This is a genomic window from Rhodococcus sp. P4_F3_2, assembly GCF_056401335.1.
In genome coordinates this window covers 275,104-295,520 of record NZ_JBFUJN010000005.1, presented here as the reverse complement: position 1 = coordinate 295,520, position 20,417 = coordinate 275,104, and the positions used below count along the sequence as shown (strand labels likewise).

At 62.8% G+C, this 20,417-nt stretch carries 15 protein-coding genes and 2 tRNA genes; 14 read left to right on the top strand and 3 right to left on the bottom strand.

The features are described from left to right. Nucleotides 1-117: 117 nt before the first annotated feature. The 11 genes from AC1DWA_RS07700 (at nucleotide 118) to AC1DWA_RS07650 (ending at nucleotide 14,241) form a co-directional block, all read left to right on the top strand. A complete protein-coding gene (locus AC1DWA_RS07700; RefSeq protein WP_007729174.1) occupies nucleotides 118-1,029 on the top strand; it encodes a metal-dependent hydrolase in 912 nt (303 codons plus the stop codon). Further along, nucleotides 1,029-2,150, top strand: a complete 1,122-nt coding sequence (locus tag AC1DWA_RS07695) for a PDR/VanB family oxidoreductase (protein WP_477846549.1) — start codon at nucleotides 1,029-1,031, stop codon at nucleotides 2,148-2,150. Before AC1DWA_RS07700 ends, AC1DWA_RS07695 begins: the two co-directional genes overlap by 1 nt. Nucleotides 2,151-2,178: 28 nt before the next feature. Continuing rightward, nucleotides 2,179-3,102, top strand: coding sequence for an alpha/beta fold hydrolase (locus tag AC1DWA_RS07690; protein WP_020967979.1), 924 nt, complete (start codon nucleotides 2,179-2,181; stop codon nucleotides 3,100-3,102). Nucleotides 3,103-3,299: 197 nt separating this feature from the next. Then, nucleotides 3,300-5,336 (top strand): DNA topoisomerase (ATP-hydrolyzing) subunit B, encoded by a 2,037-nt coding sequence (gene gyrB, locus AC1DWA_RS07685; protein ID WP_003942515.1) that lies wholly within the window; start codon nucleotides 3,300-3,302, stop codon nucleotides 5,334-5,336. A gap of 86 nt (nucleotides 5,337-5,422) precedes the next feature. Further along, nucleotides 5,423-7,954, top strand: coding sequence for a DNA gyrase subunit A (gene gyrA / locus AC1DWA_RS07680; RefSeq protein WP_019746215.1), 2,532 nt, complete (start codon nucleotides 5,423-5,425; stop codon nucleotides 7,952-7,954). Beyond that, entirely contained in the window at nucleotides 7,954-9,330 is a 1,377-nt protein-coding gene (locus tag AC1DWA_RS07675; protein WP_477846523.1) for a DUF3566 domain-containing protein, read from the top strand. Before gyrA ends, AC1DWA_RS07675 begins: the two co-directional genes overlap by 1 nt. Before the next feature lie 75 nt (nucleotides 9,331-9,405). Beyond that, a tRNA-Ile gene (locus AC1DWA_RS07670) sits at nucleotides 9,406-9,479 on the top strand. A 176-nt stretch (nucleotides 9,480-9,655) separates the two neighbouring features. Next, a tRNA-Ala gene (locus tag AC1DWA_RS07665) sits at nucleotides 9,656-9,728 on the top strand. A gap of 271 nt (nucleotides 9,729-9,999) precedes the next feature. Next, entirely contained in the window at nucleotides 10,000-11,109 is a 1,110-nt protein-coding gene (locus tag AC1DWA_RS07660) for a baeRF11 domain-containing protein (RefSeq protein WP_003942559.1), read from the top strand. 62 nt (nucleotides 11,110-11,171) lie between these two features. Further along, on the top strand, nucleotides 11,172-12,836 hold the full coding sequence (locus AC1DWA_RS07655; protein WP_477846522.1) for an alpha/beta hydrolase: 1,665 nt from the start codon (nucleotides 11,172-11,174) through the stop codon (nucleotides 12,834-12,836). Nucleotides 12,837-12,963: 127 nt separating this feature from the next. Beyond that, nucleotides 12,964-14,241, top strand: coding sequence for a lipase family protein (locus tag AC1DWA_RS07650; RefSeq protein ID WP_019746220.1), 1,278 nt, complete (start codon nucleotides 12,964-12,966; stop codon nucleotides 14,239-14,241). Nucleotides 14,242-14,298: 57 nt separating this feature from the next. Here the strand turns inward: AC1DWA_RS07650 and AC1DWA_RS07645 are convergent, their stop codons facing one another. Continuing rightward, nucleotides 14,299-14,751 (bottom strand): hypothetical protein, encoded by a 453-nt coding sequence (locus tag AC1DWA_RS07645; RefSeq protein ID WP_241841061.1) that lies wholly within the window; start codon nucleotides 14,749-14,751, stop codon nucleotides 14,299-14,301. Nucleotides 14,752-14,841: 90 nt separating this feature from the next. Between AC1DWA_RS07645 and AC1DWA_RS07640 the strand changes: the two genes are divergently transcribed. Next, a complete protein-coding gene (locus tag AC1DWA_RS07640; RefSeq protein ID WP_007729190.1) occupies nucleotides 14,842-15,369 on the top strand; it encodes a peptidylprolyl isomerase in 528 nt (175 codons plus the stop codon). A 17-nt stretch (nucleotides 15,370-15,386) separates the two neighbouring features. Next, the gene (locus AC1DWA_RS07635) at nucleotides 15,387-16,331 is read left to right on the top strand and encodes a rhomboid family intramembrane serine protease (protein WP_477846521.1); all 945 of its coding nucleotides are present in this window, start codon (nucleotides 15,387-15,389) and stop codon (nucleotides 16,329-16,331) included. 31 nt (nucleotides 16,332-16,362) lie between these two features. Here the strand turns inward: AC1DWA_RS07635 and AC1DWA_RS07630 are convergent, their stop codons facing one another. Beyond that, nucleotides 16,363-16,890: a lipoprotein LpqH gene (locus tag AC1DWA_RS07630; RefSeq protein WP_041814393.1), complete on the bottom strand. Its 528-nt coding sequence runs from the start codon at nucleotides 16,888-16,890 to the stop codon at nucleotides 16,363-16,365. Between the two features lie 304 nt (nucleotides 16,891-17,194). On the opposite strand from AC1DWA_RS07630, the gene AC1DWA_RS07625 reads away from it, so the two are divergent. Continuing rightward, complete coding sequence (locus AC1DWA_RS07625; RefSeq protein ID WP_477846520.1) at nucleotides 17,195-18,538, top strand: MFS transporter; 1,344 nt, start codon at nucleotides 17,195-17,197, stop codon at nucleotides 18,536-18,538. Here AC1DWA_RS07625 and AC1DWA_RS07620 read toward each other — a convergent pair. Further along, entirely contained in the window at nucleotides 18,529-20,394 is a 1,866-nt protein-coding gene (locus AC1DWA_RS07620; protein WP_141488044.1) for a helix-turn-helix domain-containing protein, read from the bottom strand. The two genes, AC1DWA_RS07625 and AC1DWA_RS07620, sit on opposite strands and share 10 nt — an antisense overlap. Between the last annotated feature and the right edge of the window lie 23 nt (nucleotides 20,395-20,417).

Genomic DNA, 20,417 nt, shown 5'->3' with positions numbered 1-20,417 from the left:
TCAACCAGGACCTGGTTCTACCTATTACTTCGTGTTACAGTTAAAACTCGCTAGTGAGTGAACTGTGTCACAAGGCTGTCGTTCCCTACCGATCGGCAGGCATGAAGGAGTAGCTAGATGTCGCAGAAGATATCGACACCCGCTTCGTCGTTCGCCGAGCCGGATCACATCCTGTTGCAGGCTCGCAATGTCGAGTTCGACTGGTCCGATCTGCCCATGCACTGGATTCCGGGCGATCCGTTCAGCACACACGTTCTCAACGTGCTTCACCTTCTCCTCCCCGCCGGTGAGGAGTGGTTTGTCGAGACTTTCAAGGAAGCTCTTCCTCTGATCGAGGACGAGAAGCTCCGTGAAGACGTCGTCGGATTCATCGGCCAAGAGGCGATGCACTCCAACGCGCACTCGGGTGTCCTCGTCCATCTCAAGGAAAACGGCCTCGATCCGACGCCGTACACCCAGCAGATGGAGTGGGCATTCTCGAAACTGCTCGGCCCGCGCCCGATGACAGGTCTGCGCGCCGAGAATCACCTTGTGGAGCGCTTGGCGATCATCGCGGCCATCGAACACATCACTGCTTTCCTCGGCGACTGGGTGCTCAACGCCAAGGGGCTCGACAAAGCCGGCATGCACCCGACCATGCTTGATCTTCTTCGCTGGCACGGCGCCGAAGAAGTCGAACACCGCGCCGTCGCGTACGACGTGATGCGCTACTTCGACAAGCGTGAGACCCGCCGGATCCGTACCCAGATCCTCGTCACGCCCGCAATCGTGTGGCTGTGGATTCGTGGAACCCGGTTCTTGATGCGCAACGATCCCGAGCTTGCCGCTCAGGCTCCCAGCCGTCGACGACCCCACCTGTCCGATTTCATCGCGGCCGGAAAGCGTGGCACAGTTCCCACGTCGTTCGAGCTGGTCAAGCGGATGTCGACGTACTTCAGCAAGTCCTATCACCCCAGTAACGAGGGCTCGACCGCCCAGGCGGTGCAGTACCTGGCGTCGTCACCCGCAGCTCAGGCGGCTGCACGGTGATTTCACTCTCGAGGGTCAAGGACGTCATCTCCGGGCACGACGGGTTGCCGCGTTTTCCGGTGCCACCCGATTTGTCCGGAAAGAACCGTCCCGACCGTGCCATGCGCATCACGGAGTTATTGGCGGACAAGTACCTTCGGGTGTTGACGGCCTACGACTACAACCCCGAGATCGCGGGCCACAACCCCGACACGGCCATGAACATGGTGGTCAGTACGCGTGAGGTGGTGGCGACCGACGAGAACGTCGTTCGCCTGCGCTTCGAATCCGCCGACGGTTCACCGATTCCGCCGTGGCATCCGGGTTCGCACCTGGACTTCCATCTACCTTCGGGTCTGCGGCGTCAGTATTCGCTGTGCGGCGACCCTGCCGATCGCACGGGATACAGCGTCGCGGTTCGTCGGATCCCCGACGGCGGTGGCGGTTCCATCGAGATGCACGCTCTCAAGCCGGGTGAGCACGTCACGGTACGCGGCCCTCGCAACGGATTTCCCTTTGTGGGTGAAGGCAGTGCACTGTTTGTTGCCGGCGGTATCGGTATCACGCCGATCATCGCAATGGTCCGTGCGGCAAGAGAATTGGGAATGGACTGGTACTTCGTGTACTCGGGCCGCTCTCGTGAATCCATGCCGTTCCTCGACGAGATCGCGAGCTGGGAACCCGAGCGTGTCTTCGTGCGCCCGGACGACGAGTTCGGATTGCCCACCACCGCAGACCTTCTCGGACGAGCGCCGGTCGGCGGCGCCGTGTACTGCTGCGGCCCGACGCCGATGCTCGACGCCGTCCGCCGCGGATTCCGCGATACACCTTCCACTGCTTTGCATTTCGAGCGGTTCGGGGCTCCGCCGGTGATCGACGGCAAGGAATTCGAAGTGCAGCTGGTCAATTCGGGTCAGGTGCTCACCGTGCCCGCCGACGAGTCCGCGCTCGACGTCATCAAGAAGACATTGCCCGGTGTCGGGTACTCGTGTCAGCAGGGTTTCTGCGGAACCTGTCGTGTGAAGGTACTCGCGGGCAAGCCCGATCACCGCGAAAGGCGTCTGACCGACACCGAACAGGAAACGGAGATGCTCATCTGCGTATCCCGTTCCGACGGTGGACGTCTCGTTCTCGATCTCTAGATATTTCCCGACTCCGAAGGGTTCGACAATGTCGAAGCACTCTCCTGTCCATGCCGTGACCGCGCGTCGCGTGACCAACGGTTCCGTCAGCCTGGCAGTGTTCGAGCAGGGCAAGGCAGACGGCGAGACCATCGTCCTGGTGCATGGTTGGCCCGACACCCATGAATTGTGGAACCGCATCGTGCCTTTGCTGGCAGACGACTTCCGCGTCGTCAGCTACGACAGCCGCGGGGCCGGTGAGAGCACGATCCCCTCGAGGGTGCAGGACTACCAACTGAGCGCACTGGCCGGCGATCTTTTTGCCGTCATCGACGCGGTCAGCCCGGGCAAGCCGGTGCACGTCCTGGCACATGACTGGGGATCCGTGGAAACGTGGGAAGCGGTCTGCGAGCCGGGTGCCGAAGAGAAGATCGCGTCGTTCTCGTCCATCTCGGGCCCCAATCTCGATCATCTCGGCAAGTGGATCCGGGCGAGCGTGTCCAAGCGTCGTTTCCTCGGCCCGGCGGCGCAGGGAATTGCGTCGGCCTACACCGTTCTGTTCCAGATTCCCGGGCTGTGCACCCTCCCGTTGCGTCTGTGGTTCTCCAAGCATTGGCCGGCATTTCTGGGCTTCTTCGACGGTCTGGACCCCCGTGTGGTCAACACCGCGCCCACCATCGCCGACGACATGGTGAACGGACTCAAGCTTTATCGCGCGAACATCCGGCCGTCTCTCGGCAAGCCGCGGGATCGGTACACGGACGTGCCTGTTCAGCTCATTCTGAACAAGTACGACAAAGCCGTTCGTCCGGTGGGATACGAAGACACCGAAAAATGGGTCTCCGACCTGCAGCGACGTGAAATTGCCGCGGGACACTGGTCGCCGTTTTCACATCCGAGCGAGGTTGCCGAACATGCGCGGGCATTTATCGCGAGCCTGAGAGAGCGTCGCTCGGAGAAGCAAAGTTCCTAGCGTTTCACCTTCAGGGGATCGTAAAAATTCGTCTGCGGCGCAGCCAGGGGTGTCATTGGCCGCTTCTAGTCGGTGCTTACCAGTAAGATGGTCAACGGTAACTAGCGGCAACATTCTCGAACCCGCTCCGACGACACCCGCAAGGGCTTGCTGACGGCTGCGCTCGAGTATTGACGGAGAAGGAGAGCTACCCACCCGTGGCTGCCCAGAAGTCAGATACAAGCACTTCCAGCAAGGACTACAACGCGTCGTCCATCACCGTCCTCGAAGGACTCGAGGCGGTACGTAAGCGTCCAGGCATGTACATCGGTTCCACCGGTGAACGCGGCCTGCACCACCTCATTTGGGAGGTCGTCGACAACTCGGTCGACGAGGCGATGGCCGGACACGCCACCAAGGTCGAGGTCACCCTCCTCGAAGACGGCGGAATCCGCGTCATCGACGACGGCCGTGGCATCCCGGTCGGCATGCACGCCTCCGGAGTTCCCACCGTCGAGGTCGTGCTGACCCAGCTGCACGCCGGCGGCAAGTTCGACTCCGACTCCTACGCCGTCTCCGGTGGTCTGCACGGCGTCGGTATCTCGGTGGTCAACGCGCTCTCCACCCGGCTCGACGTCGACATCAAGGTCGACGGCTACCGGTGGCAGCAGACGTACACCGATTCCAAGCCGGGAGAGCTCGTACAGGGCGACCCGACGAAGGAGACCGGCACCACCGTCAGTTTCTGGGCTGATCCCGAGATCTTCGAGACCACCCGCTACAACTTCGAGACCGTTGCGCGTCGTCTGCAGGAAATGGCCTTCCTCAACAAGGGCCTGACCATCACGCTGACCGACGAGCGCGCCGAGGTCATCGACGACGAAGCTGCCGAGGTGGCCGAGGCTCCCAAGTCTGCTGCCGAAGAAGCCGAAGAAGCTGCTCAGGCAGCGCCGCGTAAATCCAAGACCCGTATCTACCACTACCCCGGTGGACTCGAGGACTACGTCCGGCACATCAACAAGAGCAAGACCCCGATCCACAACTCGGTCGTGGGATTCACCGCCAAGGGCACCGGCCACGAGCTCGAGGTCGCAATGCAGTGGAACTCCGGCTACTCGGAGTCCGTGCACACCTTCGCCAACACGATCAACACCCACGAGGGTGGTACCCACGAAGAGGGCTTCCGCGCCGCACTGACCGCAACGGTCAACAAGTACGCGCTCGAAAAGAAGCTGCTCAAGGACAAGGATCCCAAGCTCACCGGTGACGACATCCGTGAAGGACTCGCGGCCATCATCTCGGTGAAGGTCGGTGAACCCCAGTTCGAGGGTCAGACCAAGACCAAGCTCGGCAACACCGAGGTCAAGTCCTTCGTACAGAAGGCGTGCAACGAGCACCTCGCGCACTGGTTCGAGGCGAACCCCGCCGACGCGAAAACCATTGTGAACAAGGCTGTTTCGTCGGCGCAGGCCCGCGTTGCCGCACGTAAGGCGCGTGAGCTGGTCCGTCGTAAGAGTGCGACCGACCTCGGTGGCCTGCCAGGCAAGCTCGCCGATTGCCGCTCCAACGATCCGGAGAAGTCCGAGATCTACATCGTGGAGGGCGACTCCGCAGGCGGCTCGGCCAAGTCCGGCCGAGACTCGATGTACCAGGCGATCCTCCCGCTTCGCGGAAAGATCATCAACGTGGAGAAGGCGCGTATCGATCGCGTCCTCAAGAACACCGAAGTCCAGTCGATCATCACCGCGTTCGGCACGGGCATCCACGACGAGTTCGACATCGCCAAGCTGCGCTATCACAAGATCGTGCTCATGGCCGACGCCGACGTCGACGGTCAGCACATCGCAACGCTGCTGCTCACGCTGCTGTTCCGCTTCATGCGGCCGCTCGTCGAGCACGGCAAGGTCTACCTCGCGCAGCCGCCGCTGTACAAGCTCAAGTGGCAGAAGGGTGCGCAACCGGAATTCGCGTACTCCGACCGCGAGCGCGACGCGATGGTCAAGGCAGGCCTCGAGTCCGGCAAGAAGATCAACAAGGACGACGGCATCCAGCGCTACAAAGGCCTCGGCGAGATGAACGCCAAGGAGCTGTGGGAAACCACGATGGACCCGACGGTGCGCGTTCTGCGTCTCGTCACGCTCGACGATGCGGCTGCTGCCGACGAGCTGTTCAGCGTGCTGATGGGCGAAGACGTCGAAGCACGACGCAGCTTCATCACCCGCAATGCCCGGGACGTTCGTTTCCTCGACGTGTAGGCCTGCGGCCCTGTGAGCGGTTGCGGAGTCCCCGGACTCCTTTTCCGCGCACAGGGGCTTGCCCCCTCTTTTAAGAAAGTGAGCTCATGACCGACACCACGTTGCCACCGGACGGTCCGCAACACGACCGGATCGAACCGGTCGACATCCAGCAGGAAATGCAGAACAGCTACATCGACTACGCCATGAGCGTCATCGTCGGTCGCGCTCTGCCGGATGTCCGCGACGGACTCAAGCCGGTGCACCGCCGCGTGCTCTACGCGATGTACGACAACGGATATCGCCCAGACCGCGGATACGTGAAGTCTGCCCGTCCGGTCGCCGAGACCATGGGTAACTACCACCCCCACGGCGACTCCTCGATCTACGACACGTTGGTCCGTATGGCCCAGCCGTGGTCACTGCGTTACCCGCTCGTCGACGGTCAGGGAAACTTCGGATCCCGCGGCAACGACGGCGCAGCCGCCATGCGTTACACCGAGTGCAGGCTCACGCCGCTCGCGATGGAAATGCTGCGCGAAATCGACCACGAGACAGTCGATTTCACCCCGAACTACGACGGTAAGACGCAGGAACCGACGGTTCTGCCCAGCCGTATCCCGAACCTTCTGATCAACGGTTCCAACGGCATCGCCGTCGGTATGGCCACCAACATTCCGCCGCACAACCTGCGTGAAGTTGCCGAGGCCATCTACTGGGCGCTCGAGAACTTCGAGGCGGACGAGGAAGCCACCCTCGCGGCCGTCATGGAGCGCATCAAGGGACCCGACTTCCCGACGCACGGGCTCATCGTCGGTGGACAGGGCATCCAGGATGCCTACACCACCGGCCGTGGCTCCGTCCGTATGCGCGGCGTCGTCGAGATCGAGGAAGATGCCAAGGGCCGCACCACGATCGTCATCACCGAGCTGCCCTACCAGGTCAACCCGGACAACCTGATCACCTCCATCGCGGAGCAGGTTCGTGACGCGAAGATCGGTGGCATCTCCGACATCCACGACGAGTCCTCGGACCGCGTCGGCATGCGCATCGTCGTCACCGTCAAGCGTGACGCCGTTGCCAAGGTCGTGCTGAACAACCTCTACAAGCACACCCAGCTGCAGACCAGCTTCGGCTGCAACATGCTCTCCATCGTCGACGGAGTGCCGCGCACGCTGCGCCTCGACCAGATGATCCGTCTGTACACGACGCATCAGCTCGAGGTCATCGTTCGTCGTACCAGGTACCTGCTTCGCAAGGCACAGGAGCGCGCCCACATCCTGCGCGGTCTGGTCAAGGCCCTCGACGCTCTGGACGAGGTCATCGCCTTGATCCGTGCGTCGCAGACCGTCGACATCGCTCGCGCCGGATTGATGGAACTCCTCGACGTCGACGAGATCCAGGCCGACGCCATCCTCGGCATGCAGCTGCGTCGTCTGGCCGCCCTCGAGCGTCAGAAGATCGTCGACGAGTTGGCCGAGATCGAACTCGAAATCGCGGACCTCGAAGACATTCTGGCTCGCCCGGAGCGTCAGCGCGCGATCGTTCGTGACGAGCTCAAGGAAATCGTCGACAAGTACGGCGACGACCGTCGTACCCGCATCATCGCCGCCGACGGAGACGTCAACGACGAGGATCTGATCGCCCGTGAAGACGTCGTCGTCACGATCACCGAGACCGGTTACGCCAAGCGCACCAAGACTGATCTCTACCGATCGCAGAAGCGCGGCGGCAAGGGTGTTCAGGGTGCCGGCCTCAAGCAGGACGACATCGTCTCGCACTTCTTCGTCACCTCGACGCACGACTGGCTGCTGTTCTTCACCACGAAGGGCCGCGTCTACCGCGCGAAGGCTTACGAGCTGCCCGAGGCGAGCCGTACCGCTCGCGGTCAGCACGTTGCCAACCTCCTGGCCTTCCAGCCGGACGAGCGCATCCAGTCCGTCATCCAGATCAAGACGTACGAAGACGCGCCATACCTGGTGCTCGCCACACGCAACGGTCTGGTCAAGAAGTCCAAGCTCACCGACTTCGACTCCAACCGCAGCGGTGGCATCGTCGCCATCAACCTGCGCGGTGAAGACGAACTGGTCGGCGCTGTTCTCTGCTCCGCCGACGACGACCTGCTCCTTGTCTCGGCACAGGGCCAGTCGATCCGCTTCTCGGCCACCGACGAGGCACTGCGTCCGATGGGCCGCGCCACTTCCGGTGTCCAGGGCATGCGTTTCAACGGTGACGACGAGCTGCTCTCGCTCAACGTCGTTCGTGAAGGAACGTTCCTCCTGGTCGCCACCTCGGGCGGATACTCCAAGCGAACCGGCATGGAGGATTACCCGGTGCAGGGTCGCGGCGGCAAGGGCGTGCTCACGATTCAGTACGACAAGAAACGTGGCACTCTGGTCGGTGCGCTCATCGTCGACGACGACGACGAGCTGTACGCGATCACCTCGGGCGGCGGCGTCATCAGGACGGCTGCCAAGCAGGTTCGTAAGGCGGGACGCCAGACCAAGGGCGTGCGTCTGATGAACCTCGGCGAAGGCGACACATTGCTCGCGATTGCGCGCAACGCCGACGAGCCCGAAGAGCTCGCTGCAGAGACCACCGACAACGCAGACAATGCCGATGGAGCTAAGGAGTCCTAGTGAGCACTCCCAACCAGCCGGGCAGTGACCAGAAGAGTGAAAGCACTTCAGGTTCGACGCCACCGAAGCCGGAGCAGGCAACTGCTCCGGCGGGGCCGCAGACCTCGAAACCTGCAGCTCCAGCGGACGGCGGACCCAAAGCTTCCGAGGCAGCTCCGGCGCCCAAGGCACCGGAGCCGTCTCGCGGCCCGTCGGATTCGGCCCAGAAACCGGCGGCTGCGGCTCCCGACACCGCGGGTGCGGCCAAGGGTCAGGCTCCTTCCGCTCCTTCTGTGGCTCCGGCTGCGCCGGTAACCCCGGCGAAGGGTGATGGTCAGGCTCCGCCGCAACCGGTCGCCAATCAGGCTCGCGGCAGCCAGGCACCGCCGTGGCAGCGGGGACCCCAGCCGTCAGGCCAGCCTCAGGGTCAGCCAGCTCAGAACCCCGCTGCTCAGAATCCGGCGTCGAAGGCTCAGCCACCGCAGAATCAGGCTCCGCAAAGTCAGCCGCAGACCAACATCACGCGCGCGGCCGGCGCTGGTGCTCCTGCAGGTCGACCGGCAGCTCCTGCTGGGGGTAAGCCGCCTGCGGGTCCGCAGCGTCCTGCAGCGGCAGGCCCGGCACAGGGTGGTCCGGCACAGGGTGGTCCGGCCAAAAACCCAGCGCAGGGTGGTGCGCCGAAGGGACAGCCACAGGCGGGTCGCCCCGCTGCCGGTGCACAGACAGGTCGTCCTGCCGGCAACCCGTCGGCGCGTCCTGTCGTGACAGGAACGGCAGCTACCGGTGGCGTCGCCGGCGCAGCGGCAGCCAAGGCTGTTGCACCCTCGGGCGCAAATCCCAAGGCTGCAAATGCCACGGTCGCCAATCCCACCGTCGCTAATCCGAAAGCAAAAGCCGCCGCGATCGACGGACCGACTCGGCACATCGATCGCAAGGATCTGCCGAAGGACATGCCTGACCTCTCCGAGGCCAAGCATCCGTTGCCTGCTGCGGTGAAGGGTGAGAAAACTCACGCCGTATCGGCTTCGGTCGTGGACGGTGCGCCACTGCGCGCAACGGTCCAGATCCGTCGTATCGACCCGTGGTCCACGCTCAAGATCACGTCCGTGATCTCGGTGTCGCTGTTCTTCGTGTGGATGGTGGCCGTCGGACTGCTCTACGTCGTTCTCGACGGCATGGGCGTCTGGGATCGCCTGAACAACGCGTTCACCGACATCGTTGCCGACGGCGGCTCCGACGGTCTGGTGACGGCCGGCCAGGTGTTCGGCTACGCCGCGCTGATCGGTATCGCGAACATGGTGCTTTTCACGGCACTCGTCACGATCGGATCGTTCATCTACAACCTCTGCAGCGACCTGGTTGGTGGCGTCGAGGTAACTCTCGCCGACCGCGACTGACCTGCGAAAACATTGCTCCGCCGGGCCCGTTTTGGTGTCAGCGGCCCGGTGGGGTAATCTTTGGAATCGGTTCAGGGGCCTATAGCTCAGGTGGTTAGAGCGCTTTACTGATAATGAAGAGGTCGGAGGTTCAAGTCCTCCTAGGCCCACTCCCATGTGCCGAAGAAGGGTTGCTGGAATGAAGGTTTTCCTGCTTGTCGGGGCCGGAATTCTGGTAGCTCTCGGGGTCACCAAGCTGATCAAAAGTCAGCGCGGAGACAAGGTTTGGCACGATTTGGAAACAGGATAGAACCTAGGTACTCTGACTCCGGTCAGAAAACCGAACGGGGCCTTAGCTCAGTTGGTAGAGCGCTGCCTTTGCAAGGCAGATGTCAGGAGTTCGAATCTCCTAGGCTCCACAGTAAGAAAACACCCTCCCGGGATCCGGGAGGGTGTTTTTGTATGCCGATGTGCGGATGTCCGGCTGGCCGGTGCCCGACTCGTGGCCCTCCCCCTTTTGAGCGAACGGCACTTTCGGCGCACTGAAGGCGATGAACATGCCGTTCGCTCGGAGTGGGGTGGCCAGAACAGCGCCCACTATGGACCGTTCGTCCCGAATTCTCCGGAAAGTCTAGTGGTCATGACCAGCCGGGCGTAGCGTGAGGAGAACCCAATTTCAGGAGGTTCGTAGTGCTTCACAACGACATTCCCAGCCACGGTGAAATTGCCGCACTCGCGGAGGTGGAAGGGCCCACCTGCATCACCATCGTGACTCCGACTGAAGATGCGCCGCAGGATCATGACAAAGCGCGCATCGCCTTCAAGGACCAGGTCCGCTCGGCACTCGCATCGGTGGAGGATCCGGCCGAGCGCAAGCTGTTCGAGGCCGAATACGCAGAGCTCGACGACGACGACGATTTCTGGCGCTTCCAGTCGCGCTCATTGGTCACGTACGCGACGCCGGAGCGTCTGGTGACCTTCCGCCTGCCCAACCGTCTGCAGGCGCTCGAAACGGTCAGCGATCGGTTTCATCTCAAGCCACTGCTCCGTTCGGTGACCTTCCCCCAGACGGCGTTTGTTCTCGCTCTCGCCGAAGGTTCGGTGCGATTGATCGAGATCGCCGCCGATCAACCGGCCGACGAGGTTCGTGTTCAGGGAATGCCGAAGAACGCTGCCGATCACGCGGGTAAGTCCTCGATCAACAGCCGAACTGAAGCCGGTCGGCTCTCGGGTTCGGACAGCCGAAAGTTGCGCGTCAATCAGTACGCCCGCGCAGTCGATCACGAGGTCCGTGGTGTCCTCGCCGGCCGCGACGTCCCCTTGATCCTGGCCGCTGCGGAACCCATCGCGTCGGTGTATCGCTCCGTGAATTCGTACCGCCACCTGGTCGACAAAACCGTCGAGGGAAATCCGGAAGCCTTGTCGACGCAGGAAGTGGCGGACGGTTCGCGTCCGGCGCTCGACGATTTCCACGCCGAGCAGTTGGCGGCGGTGCGGGACACCTTCAATGTGCGCACCGAACAGGGACGCACTCAAACCGACGTCGCCGACGTGGCAACGGCCGCGACGTACGGACAGGTCGACACCGTTTTCATCGACATCGATTCCGTTGTACCCGGAAGCCTCGATCCCCAGACGGGCGCTCTCACGACCGGTGAGTCGACCAACGGAAGTACATACGGGGTCGTCGACGAGATCGCTCGTCGTGCGCTCCTGACGGGTGCTCGGGTCCTCGCTGTTCGCGCCGAGGACATTCCGGGCGGCGGCGCAGTTGCCGCGATTTTGCGCTTCGCCCCGTAAACAGACTGGACGCGTGTGCGCTTCGTGACCTGATTCGGGCACGGGGCGCATACGATTCCGGCATGAAACGTGTGTGGGAACGGCTGCGCCTCTACTGCAAGACGCTGCACCCGGTCGGGCTTGCCTTTGCTCTGGTCTTCTTCACCTGGTCGATGAGTCCTTCCCTGTTGCCGCGCGCGTGGTACTTGCAGGGCGTTGCGACGGGCATCTCGCTCGCGATGGGATACGGCGTCGGCGTGACGGTTGCCTGGATGATCCGCAAGTGCGGCGTCGAACCGCAGTGGTCGGATCGCACCAAGAAGATCGGCTGGCGAATCCTGTTGGTCGCGGCCGTCATTCTGGTTCCGACGTTCTTGGTCCTCGGTTCGTGGTGGCAGCAGATCGTTCGCGATCTGGTGGAAGCTCCACGCACCAACCAGGCGAATTACCTTCTGGTCTTGCTGATTTCGCTCGGAATCTGGTTCGTCCTGCTCGAGGCAGGCCGTGGTCTTCGTTTCACCACCAACAAGCTCACCGCCGTCGCACTTCGGTTCGTTCCCCTCGAAGCGGCGAAGGTCGGCAGCTTGATCGTCATCTTCGCCCTCGGCATCTTCATTGTGAACGGTGCGCTGTACAACGGGTTGATTGCCTTCGCGAACTGGAGTTTCTCCGGTGCGGATCACGAAACACCGGACGGCATCGAACAACCCTTGATCGCTGAGCGCAGTGGTTCGCCGATGTCCGCCGAAGCCTGGGATTCGCTCGGCCAGGAGGGGCGCACCTTCATGGGCAGCGGTCCCACCGCGGCCGAGATCACCGCGTTGACCGGACGTGAAGCGAAGCAACCGATCCGGGTGTACGCGGGACGTGAATCCTCGGACTCGATCAACGGTGTCGCACAGCGGGTCGTCGACGAGTTGGAGCGCACCGGCGGATTCGACCGCGGAACCCTCGCAGTTGTCACGACCACCGGCCGCGGTTGGGTGAACGAGGACGTCGCGTCGGCGTTCGAGTACGTCGAGGGCGGGGACACGGCGATCGCGTCGATGCAGTACTCGTTCCTTCCGAGTCCGTTGGCCTTCATCGCCGACCGTGAGACGCCGATGATTGCCGGTCGCGCACTGTTCAACGCGGTGTACGCCAAGTGGATCGACCTGCCCGTGGAGACGCGGCCCGAGCTGGTTGTCTTCGGTGAGAGCCTCGGCTCCTACGGTGGCCAGGCCGCATTTGCCGGCGCTCAGGACATGATGACGCGCGTCGACGGCGCGCTGTGGGTCGGAACCCCCAACTTCACTGCTCAGTGGCAGGAAATCACGGACAGCCGCGACTCGGGCTCACCGGAGATCCTGCCGGTGATCGATGGTGGCCAGGCAATTCGGTTTGCCGGCGATCCGGAAGATCTGGAGCTGAAGTCCGACTGGGACGACGATCGCATCGTGTACTGGCAGCACGCCAGCGACCCGATCACATGGTGGTCCTTCGACCTGCTGCTCAACAAGCCGGATTGGCTCAAGGAACCGCTGGGTCGCGACGTGGATCCGGGAATGACGTGGGTACCTCTCGTGACCTTCTGGCAGGTAACCCTCGACATGGTCTTCTCGGCTGACGTCCCGTCCGGGCACGGTCACAATTACGGCGAGGATGCAGCGGACATGTGGGCCAAGATCCTGCACCCCGAGGCCTGGACCTCGGCTGATACCGACAAGCTTCGTTCGCTGCTGACCTCCAATCTGGAGCCCACGAAGTAGTCGTAAACGGTTGTAAGTCAGCCTGTTAAGGCGAAAACCTCACGAAAAAGTGTTACGTGAGGTATGTGTTACTCTGCGTTCGCTGTGTGCCAAGCCACAGCGCAGGCGAGCGTGGGGAGATCGAAACGTGAAGAGCAGAGCATGGTGGGCGGCCGGGGTTTCCGTCGCGGCACTGGTCATGGGTGCTGTGACGGCCCCTGCCGCAATGGCGGACCCGGCGGATTTCTACACGCCGCCGTCGGAGCTTCCGGCAGGTGCCAACGGAGATCTCATCAAGAGTGAGCCGTCACCACTGCTGCTGAGCGTGCCCGGATCGAACGGTGCGTGGCCGGCAACCGCCACCAAGATCATGTACCGAAGCGAGGACGCCAAGGGTGCTCCCGTTGCCGTGACGGGGACCTACCTCGAACCGTCGAACCCGTGGACCGGGCAGGGGGCGCGTCCACTGGTTGCCGCAGCGGTAGGAACGCATGGGCAGGGCGATCAATGCGCTCCGTCCAAACTGTTCAACACCGGTATCGAGTACCAGTTCCCGACGGACGTCATGGTCGGCTACGAGTCCATCTGGGTGAACACGTTGCTGCTCAACGGCATCGCCGTCGTAGTCACCGATTACGAGGGCCTCGGAACTCCTGGCGATCACACCTACGTCAACCGCGAAGCCGAAGCGCACGCGGTTCTGGACTCGGTGCGTGCCGCTCAGCAGCTCCCGAACACGGGCATTCCCGCCGACGGCCCCGTCGGACTGTGGGGTTACTCGCAAGGTGGTGGAGCTGCCGCTGCCGCAACGGAATTGAAGCCGTCGTATGCTCCCGAGCTTGATCTCAAGGGCACGTACGCAGGTGCACCGCCCGCCGATCTAGCGGCGACGCTGCAGCAGGTCGACGGCACGTTCCTCACCGGAGTGATCGGCTACGCGCTCAACGGGATCCTTGCGCAGTACCCCGAGGTTCAGCCGCTGCTCGACGCCGAGATCAACGATCGCGGCCGACAGATGTTGGCCGCCACCAAGAACCAGTGCGTCGCCGAAAGTGGATTGCAGTTCGGCTTCCAGCAGTCGTCGAGCTTCACCAATTCCGGTGAATCACTCTCCGCAGTTCTTGCGCGTCTACCCATGGCGCAGGCGATCCTCGACGAGCAGAAGATCGGCAAGCTGACGCCGGAGTCGCCCGTACTCATTCAGCATGGCCGCTCCGATGACATCGTTCCGTTCGGCCAGGGACAGCAACTGGCCCGTGACTGGTGCGGCAAGGGCGCGACGGTGCAGTTCTCCGTCAACGAACTGCCCCCGATCATTCCGGGCATGGCAATCAATCATGCGACGCCGTACCTGGTGGGTACACCCGAATCCGTCGGGTACATGATCGATCGCTTCAACAACGTCCCGGCACCGTCCAACTGCTGAACGTGAACATCGAAAAGCCCCGGAACACAATCTGTTCCGGGGCTTTTCGTGTGTCGACTAAGCGGTCTTCTCGGTCGAGTTCTCTTCGAGCCGAGGGGGTGCGGAAGCGACCGGCGGATGCTCGCGTCGGCGGCTCTTGAAGAACACCGCGCCACCGATCACCGCGACACCGGCGATGACGAACACGGCGACGCGCTTGCGGCCGCGAGGCTTCTCGGTGCGTTCCGCGGACTTCGTGGGGATAGCCTTTGCGCGCTCTACGCCCTTCTTGGCGAGGACTTTGCCCTGACGACCCAGGAACAACCCGACCTGCCCGGCGCCGCGAGCGACCGATGTGGCGACCACCGCGGCGATGCGGCGAGCGTTGTCGGCTGCCTCGGACTCCTTGATACGAGCCGCTGTCTCTTCGAGGTAGGCGGCAGTCTCGTCGAAGGTGTCCTCGACGCGGGCGCGCGCGTGATCGAAGGTGTCGGGCAACTGCGTGCTGAGGGACTCGGTCACTCGTGTCATGACTTCACTGTGCCATAACAGTGAGGCGGGGACAGGGAGAGTTTTACGGGGCGGCATCCGCGAGAACGCCGGCAATGGCACGATGGTGGTGTGACTTCAACTCATCAGACCGCAACCGCAACGCTGCACACGAACCGCGGCGACATCAAGATCGCTCTGTTCGGCAACCATGCGCCGAAGACCGTCGAGAACTTCGTCGGCCTCGCCGACGGCTCGAAGGAGTACACCACCGCAAACGCCGCCGGCACCAAGACCGGCCCGTTCTACGACGGTGCCATCTTCCACCGCGTCATCGACGGCTTCATGATCCAGGGTGGCGACCCCACCGGAACCGGCACCGGCGGCCCGGGCTACAAGTTCGGTGACGAGTTCCACCCGGAACTGCAGTTCGACCGCTCCTACCTGCTGGCCATGGCCAACGCAGGCCCGGGAACCAACGGCTCGCAGTTCTTCATCACCACCGGCCCGACGCCGCACCTGAACCGTCGCCACACCATCTTCGGTGAGGTTCTCGACGACGATTCCAAGAAGGTTGTCGACGCTATCTCCTCCACCGCCGTCGATCGTGGCGATCGTCCGGTCGAGCCCGTCGTGATCAACAGCATCACCATCTCCTGAACAGGTAAAACAAGCAGATGACGAACCCCGGTTGGGGCGGCGGTGCGAGTGAGGGCATCCCGCCCCAACCGCGGTGCGTCCGCCATCCAGATCGACCTACCGCACTTTCCTGTAATCGTTGTGGACGTCCGGCGTGCCCGGACTGCCTCCGCGAGGCGGCGGTGGGATACCAATGTGTTGACTGTGTAGCTGCCGGCCAACGCGATGTCCGCCCCGTTCGGGGCGTCGCCGGAAACACCGTGAGCCCCGCCCGTGCGGTCCCGGTCGTGACGTACACCTTGATGGGGCTCAACGTCCTGGCGTTCCTCGCCACCTTCGCGCAGTCGCGAAGCATCATGAACAATCAGGTCGGCTCGTCGAACTTCGCGAACTGGGCACTCAATCCGGGTCTGGTCGCCAGCGGTGACTGGTTCCGGCTCATCGGCTCCGGGTTCTTGCACTTCGGCATCTTGCACCTCGCGGTCAACATGTACGCCCTCTACATCCTGGGGCGCGACACCGAAATCGTGATGGGCCGCTCCCGGTACGTCGGCATCTACCTGGTTTCGCTCCTCGGCGGTTCCGCCTCGGTGATGGCGTTCCAGCCGGTGTTCTCCTCGCTCACGGCCCTGTCCTGGACCGCTGGAGCGTCGGGTGCAATCTTCGGCATCATGGGCGCACAGGCCGTCCTTCTACTGCGTTTGCGTCGAAGCCCGGTCCCGATCATCTCGGTGATCGCGATCAATGTGATCATCAGCATTTCGCTGCCCGGGATCTCGTTCTGGGGTCACGCGGGAGGTCTGGTGGCAGGTGCCGCAACGGCCGCTGCCTTCCTGTACGCCCCACAATGGTTGGGCGCCGGTGAGAACCGCGTGAAAGCAGTGCGGATCGGCTGGATCGCTTTTGGTGCCGTCACTGTGGTGACGTTGGGAGTCATCGTGCTCCGCGTCGTCCAACTGCGCGAACAGCTGGGAATCAGCTAGCAAGAATCCTAGGGCCCAGCCGTTCTATGGATCAGCCGCCGATGATGGACTCGCAGGCGAACGTGATCTCGAAGCTCGACGTCGCCGTCGGGTTGCCCTTGTCCCGGGCGCCGATTCCCTCGCCCGTCACCACGAAGGTATTGCCGTCCTGCTTGGCACTGGCAGATCCGCCAGGCAGACCCGGCGCGAATCCGGCGGTGTACGGCAGACCGTTCGATCCACCCTCGCTTCCGGCGATTCCAGCAGTCTGAACCGTGCCGGATTCATCGATGATGGCTGAGACCGTCAACATGCCGTAGGTGGCATTTTCCGCGTCGAGCAGTGTCATAACTGTCGTGCCGCCGTCCTTTGCGCACTTCGTCTCGAATTTGGCGTCGAGCGTCTTCCCGCCGACGGTGGCCGAGGATGTAGCGGACGAGGCGCCGGCAGCGCTCTTGTCGGAGTCGGTCTTGTCGGAGTCGCTGCCGCAGGCGGAGGCGAATAGTGCGACCGCCGCGATGGTGGCAGCGACTGCGGTGGAGGACCGGCGGGTCATCGTGGTCCGAACCATCTTCGTCATGTTCTGTCCTTCAAGTCACGCGGTGCATCCGCACTTGCTCTGGCTGTTTCGCCGATAACACTAGCCAGTGACTCGGTGCTCGTAGCGCTAAACCCCCAGCTCAGGCGGGTTTGTCGCCTTCGACTGTTCAGGGACGTTCGTCAGGCTGCTGCGGGTCATTCGCCGGATCGTTGGGAGTAAATGCACATGCAGGGACGGCTTCTGTAGAGATTGTCCACATAGGTTGGGCTCGGTGGTGCTTCTACTGTGGCTTGAGTCACTTCGTAGATAGCACCGCTGACCTTTTTCGAGGAGTACCCCTGCCATGACCTCCACCGATAGCACCACCACTGACGGTGGGGTTGCGCCGAGCGAGATCGAATCTCGCGTGGTGAAGAAGGTAGCGCGCCGGCTGATTCCCTTCCTGATCCTGCTCTATTTCGTGAACTATCTGGATCGTACGAACATCGCCTTCGCGAAGCTCACCATGAGCGCCGACCTCGGGATGACCGAGACCATGTTCGGCCTCGCCTCCGGACTCTTCTTCGTCGGCTATCTGCTGTTCGAGGTGCCGAGCAACCTGGCCCTGCACCGCTTCGGCGCCCGACTGTGGATCGCGCGCATCATGCTCACCTGGGGCATCCTCGCCGCTGCGCTGGCATTCGTGCCCAACGTGGGCAGCCTCTATTTCCTCCGCATTCTGCTGGGAATCGCCGAAGCCGGCTTCTTCCCCGGAGTTCTTCTCTACCTGACCTTCTGGTTCCCGAAGAAGTACCGCGTACGCCTGATGGGCTTGTTCCTGCTGACGCTTCCGCTCTCGTCGGCGCTCGGTGCCCCGCTCTCGGCTGCCATCATCCAGTACGGCGACGGCTTGTTCGGGTTGGCCGGATGGCGCGTGATGTACCTGATCGAGGGTCTGCCCGCCGTGATCTTGGCGTTTGTCGTCTGGTTCTACCTCACCGACCGTCCCGCCGACGCGAAGTGGTTGACCCTCGAGGAGCGCACCTGGCTGATGAAGTCGATGGCCGACGAGGAGAAAGAACTCGGCGACGCCGGTCACCAGTCCGCCGGCAAGACCCTGCGCGATCCCCGCGTCATCGGTTTCGGTCTGGTCTACTTCGGAATCACGTACGGCCTTTACGCTTTGAGCTTCTTCCTGCCCAGCATCGTCGCAGGATTCAAGCAGACGTTCAACACCGATTTCTCGCTCGTCGAGACAGGCCTGATCGTGGCCGTCCCCTACGCGATCGGCGCTGTCGCGATGGTGCTGTGGAGCCGCCATTCCGACAAGACCGGTGAACGAATGTGGCACGTTGCTGCCCCGACGCTCCTGGGTGCGGTATCCATTCCGATTGCGCTGTACCTGGATTCGCCGTTCACCGTCATGGTCGCGGTCTCGCTCACCGCTGTCGGTGTCCTCTGTGCGCTCCCCGTCTTCTGGTACCTGCCCACCACGTTCCTGACGGGTGCCAGCGCGGCCGCGGGTATCGCCATGATCAACTCGATCGGCAATGCGTCGGGCTTCGGTGCTCCGTACATCACCGGCTGGCTCACCGATGTGACCGGAAATGCCAAGGCAGGCCTGTGGGTGGTAGGCGCCGTGATGCTCTGTGCCGCAATTCTTGTGGTGGCACTGGCCAAGCGATCGAGCAAGCCCGCTCAGATCTGACCGAGTTTCCCCGCACTGGCACGCAGCCGGATCAGGAGCGCAAGATCGAGCGCCTGGTCCGGCTGACGCCACTGCGTACCGATCAATCGGTCGATCGATTCGAGGCGTTGGTACAGAGTGTTGGCGTGAATCGCGAGCGCGGTGGCGGTCGCAGAATGTTTGCAATTGTGCGACAGGTACGACGCGAGGGTGTCCAGAAGTGGAACGCCGCGTCGTTGCTCCTCATCGAGGAGAGGACCGAGGGACCGCTGCGTCAGCGATTCGAGTTCTTCGCGTCCGGTGCGGCTGAGGAGAATTCGGTAAATGCCGAGGGAACTTGCCGGTTCCACGTGGGAAGCCCGCCCGAGCGTCTCGAGGACGTCGACGGTGTGCTGTGCCTCGACATAGGCTCGCGCCAGACCTTCCGCTCCCACCGCGGGATCGGCGATTCCCACTGTCGGGTTCTCCGCCGGCTGCACCCACGCCGCCGCAACTTCTGACGGTGACATTCCCGGAATCAAAGCGATGACCCGTGAACCATGCTCGGCAACAACAGTTCCCGAGGGAAATGCAATTTCCTCGATACTGCGACGTGTACGGTCTACGGCGTCGGCCGGGCGGGCCACCACGACGGTGTACGAGCGGTCGGGGTTTAGTCCAGCCAGGCGGAACTGACCGGTGACTTCGGCCGGCGTCGGCGCAGGCCTGGTGATCAGATCGACCAGAAATGCATCGCGTGCCCGACGGGTAGCTTCCCTGGCCGCCCGTTCGCCCACCAGCGCAAGCGCAATGGCCGGGGCTGACCTTTCGAGTGCCAATCTCATGGCGGCGGTGGGTTCCTGGCGCGAGAGCAGGAACAGGACTCCGAGTTGGTCACCGGCACTGCGTACTTCGGTGGCGAACAGGAACTGCTCACCGACGATCAGCGTCACCTCCTGCTCGCGTCGGTCAGCGGCAAAGATGTCGAAGACCCGATTCACGCTCTCGCTCACCCGTTGCAGTCCCGGTGGGATCTCCGACGTTCCGGTCACGAAGAACACCGGTGAACCCGTCGACGCGGAGGTTTCTTCCACGAGTTCGCGAACACCGCCGCCGCGCAGGACAACTTGTGTGAGCGATCGGTCCCAGGTCAGGGTCTGTTCGAGAAGTGCTGTGCGCTCGGCAAGTTCGGTGTTCGCTGCATTCACTTCTGCAACCGTCGCGCGATAGCGTTCGAGAGAGCGGGCATTCTCGATGGCTACCGAGGCATGAGCTGCGAGGGCGGACAGCAACGCAACTTCCTCGTTGCCGAATCGACGCTCCTGACGCTTGCACGCGCACAGGGCACCCAGGATCTTGCCGTTCAATGTCAGCGGCACGGCCAACAGGCCGCGCATGTTCTCGGCTCGCGCTGCGTCGTCGGCGGGTCCGATATGTGCAAACGAGGGATCGTTGCGGTAGTCGGGAGACCAAGCAGGAGAGGAGTTCTCGACCACGCGACCGATGAGGCCTTCACGGAACGGAACCGTCAGGCCGAGCAGTTGCGAGGTGTACGCCCCGCTCGTGACTTCGATGATCAAGATGTCGTCGTGGATCAGTGCAAGGTACGAAAGGTCTACCCCGAGTAGCCGTTTGGCCTGATCTACGATCTCCTGCAGAAGGGCGTGATGATCGTGCATCGTGGTCAGCAGCGACGCGATGTCGTTGAGTGCGCCCAGCTCGGTGGCACGTTGTCGGCGCTGAGCCAGGAGACTACGCAGTTGAAGCGCCGATCGGGCTTCTCGCTCGATTTCCGCAGCGGCCTCGGGGCCTGACCCGGCGGCCAACTGATCGCGGTGTTCGATCAGTTCCTCGGTAGATGCCTCGGCCAGGAGAAGCTGTAGCCAGTTCTCGTGCATCCGCACTCCCTTGTCAGGCCAAC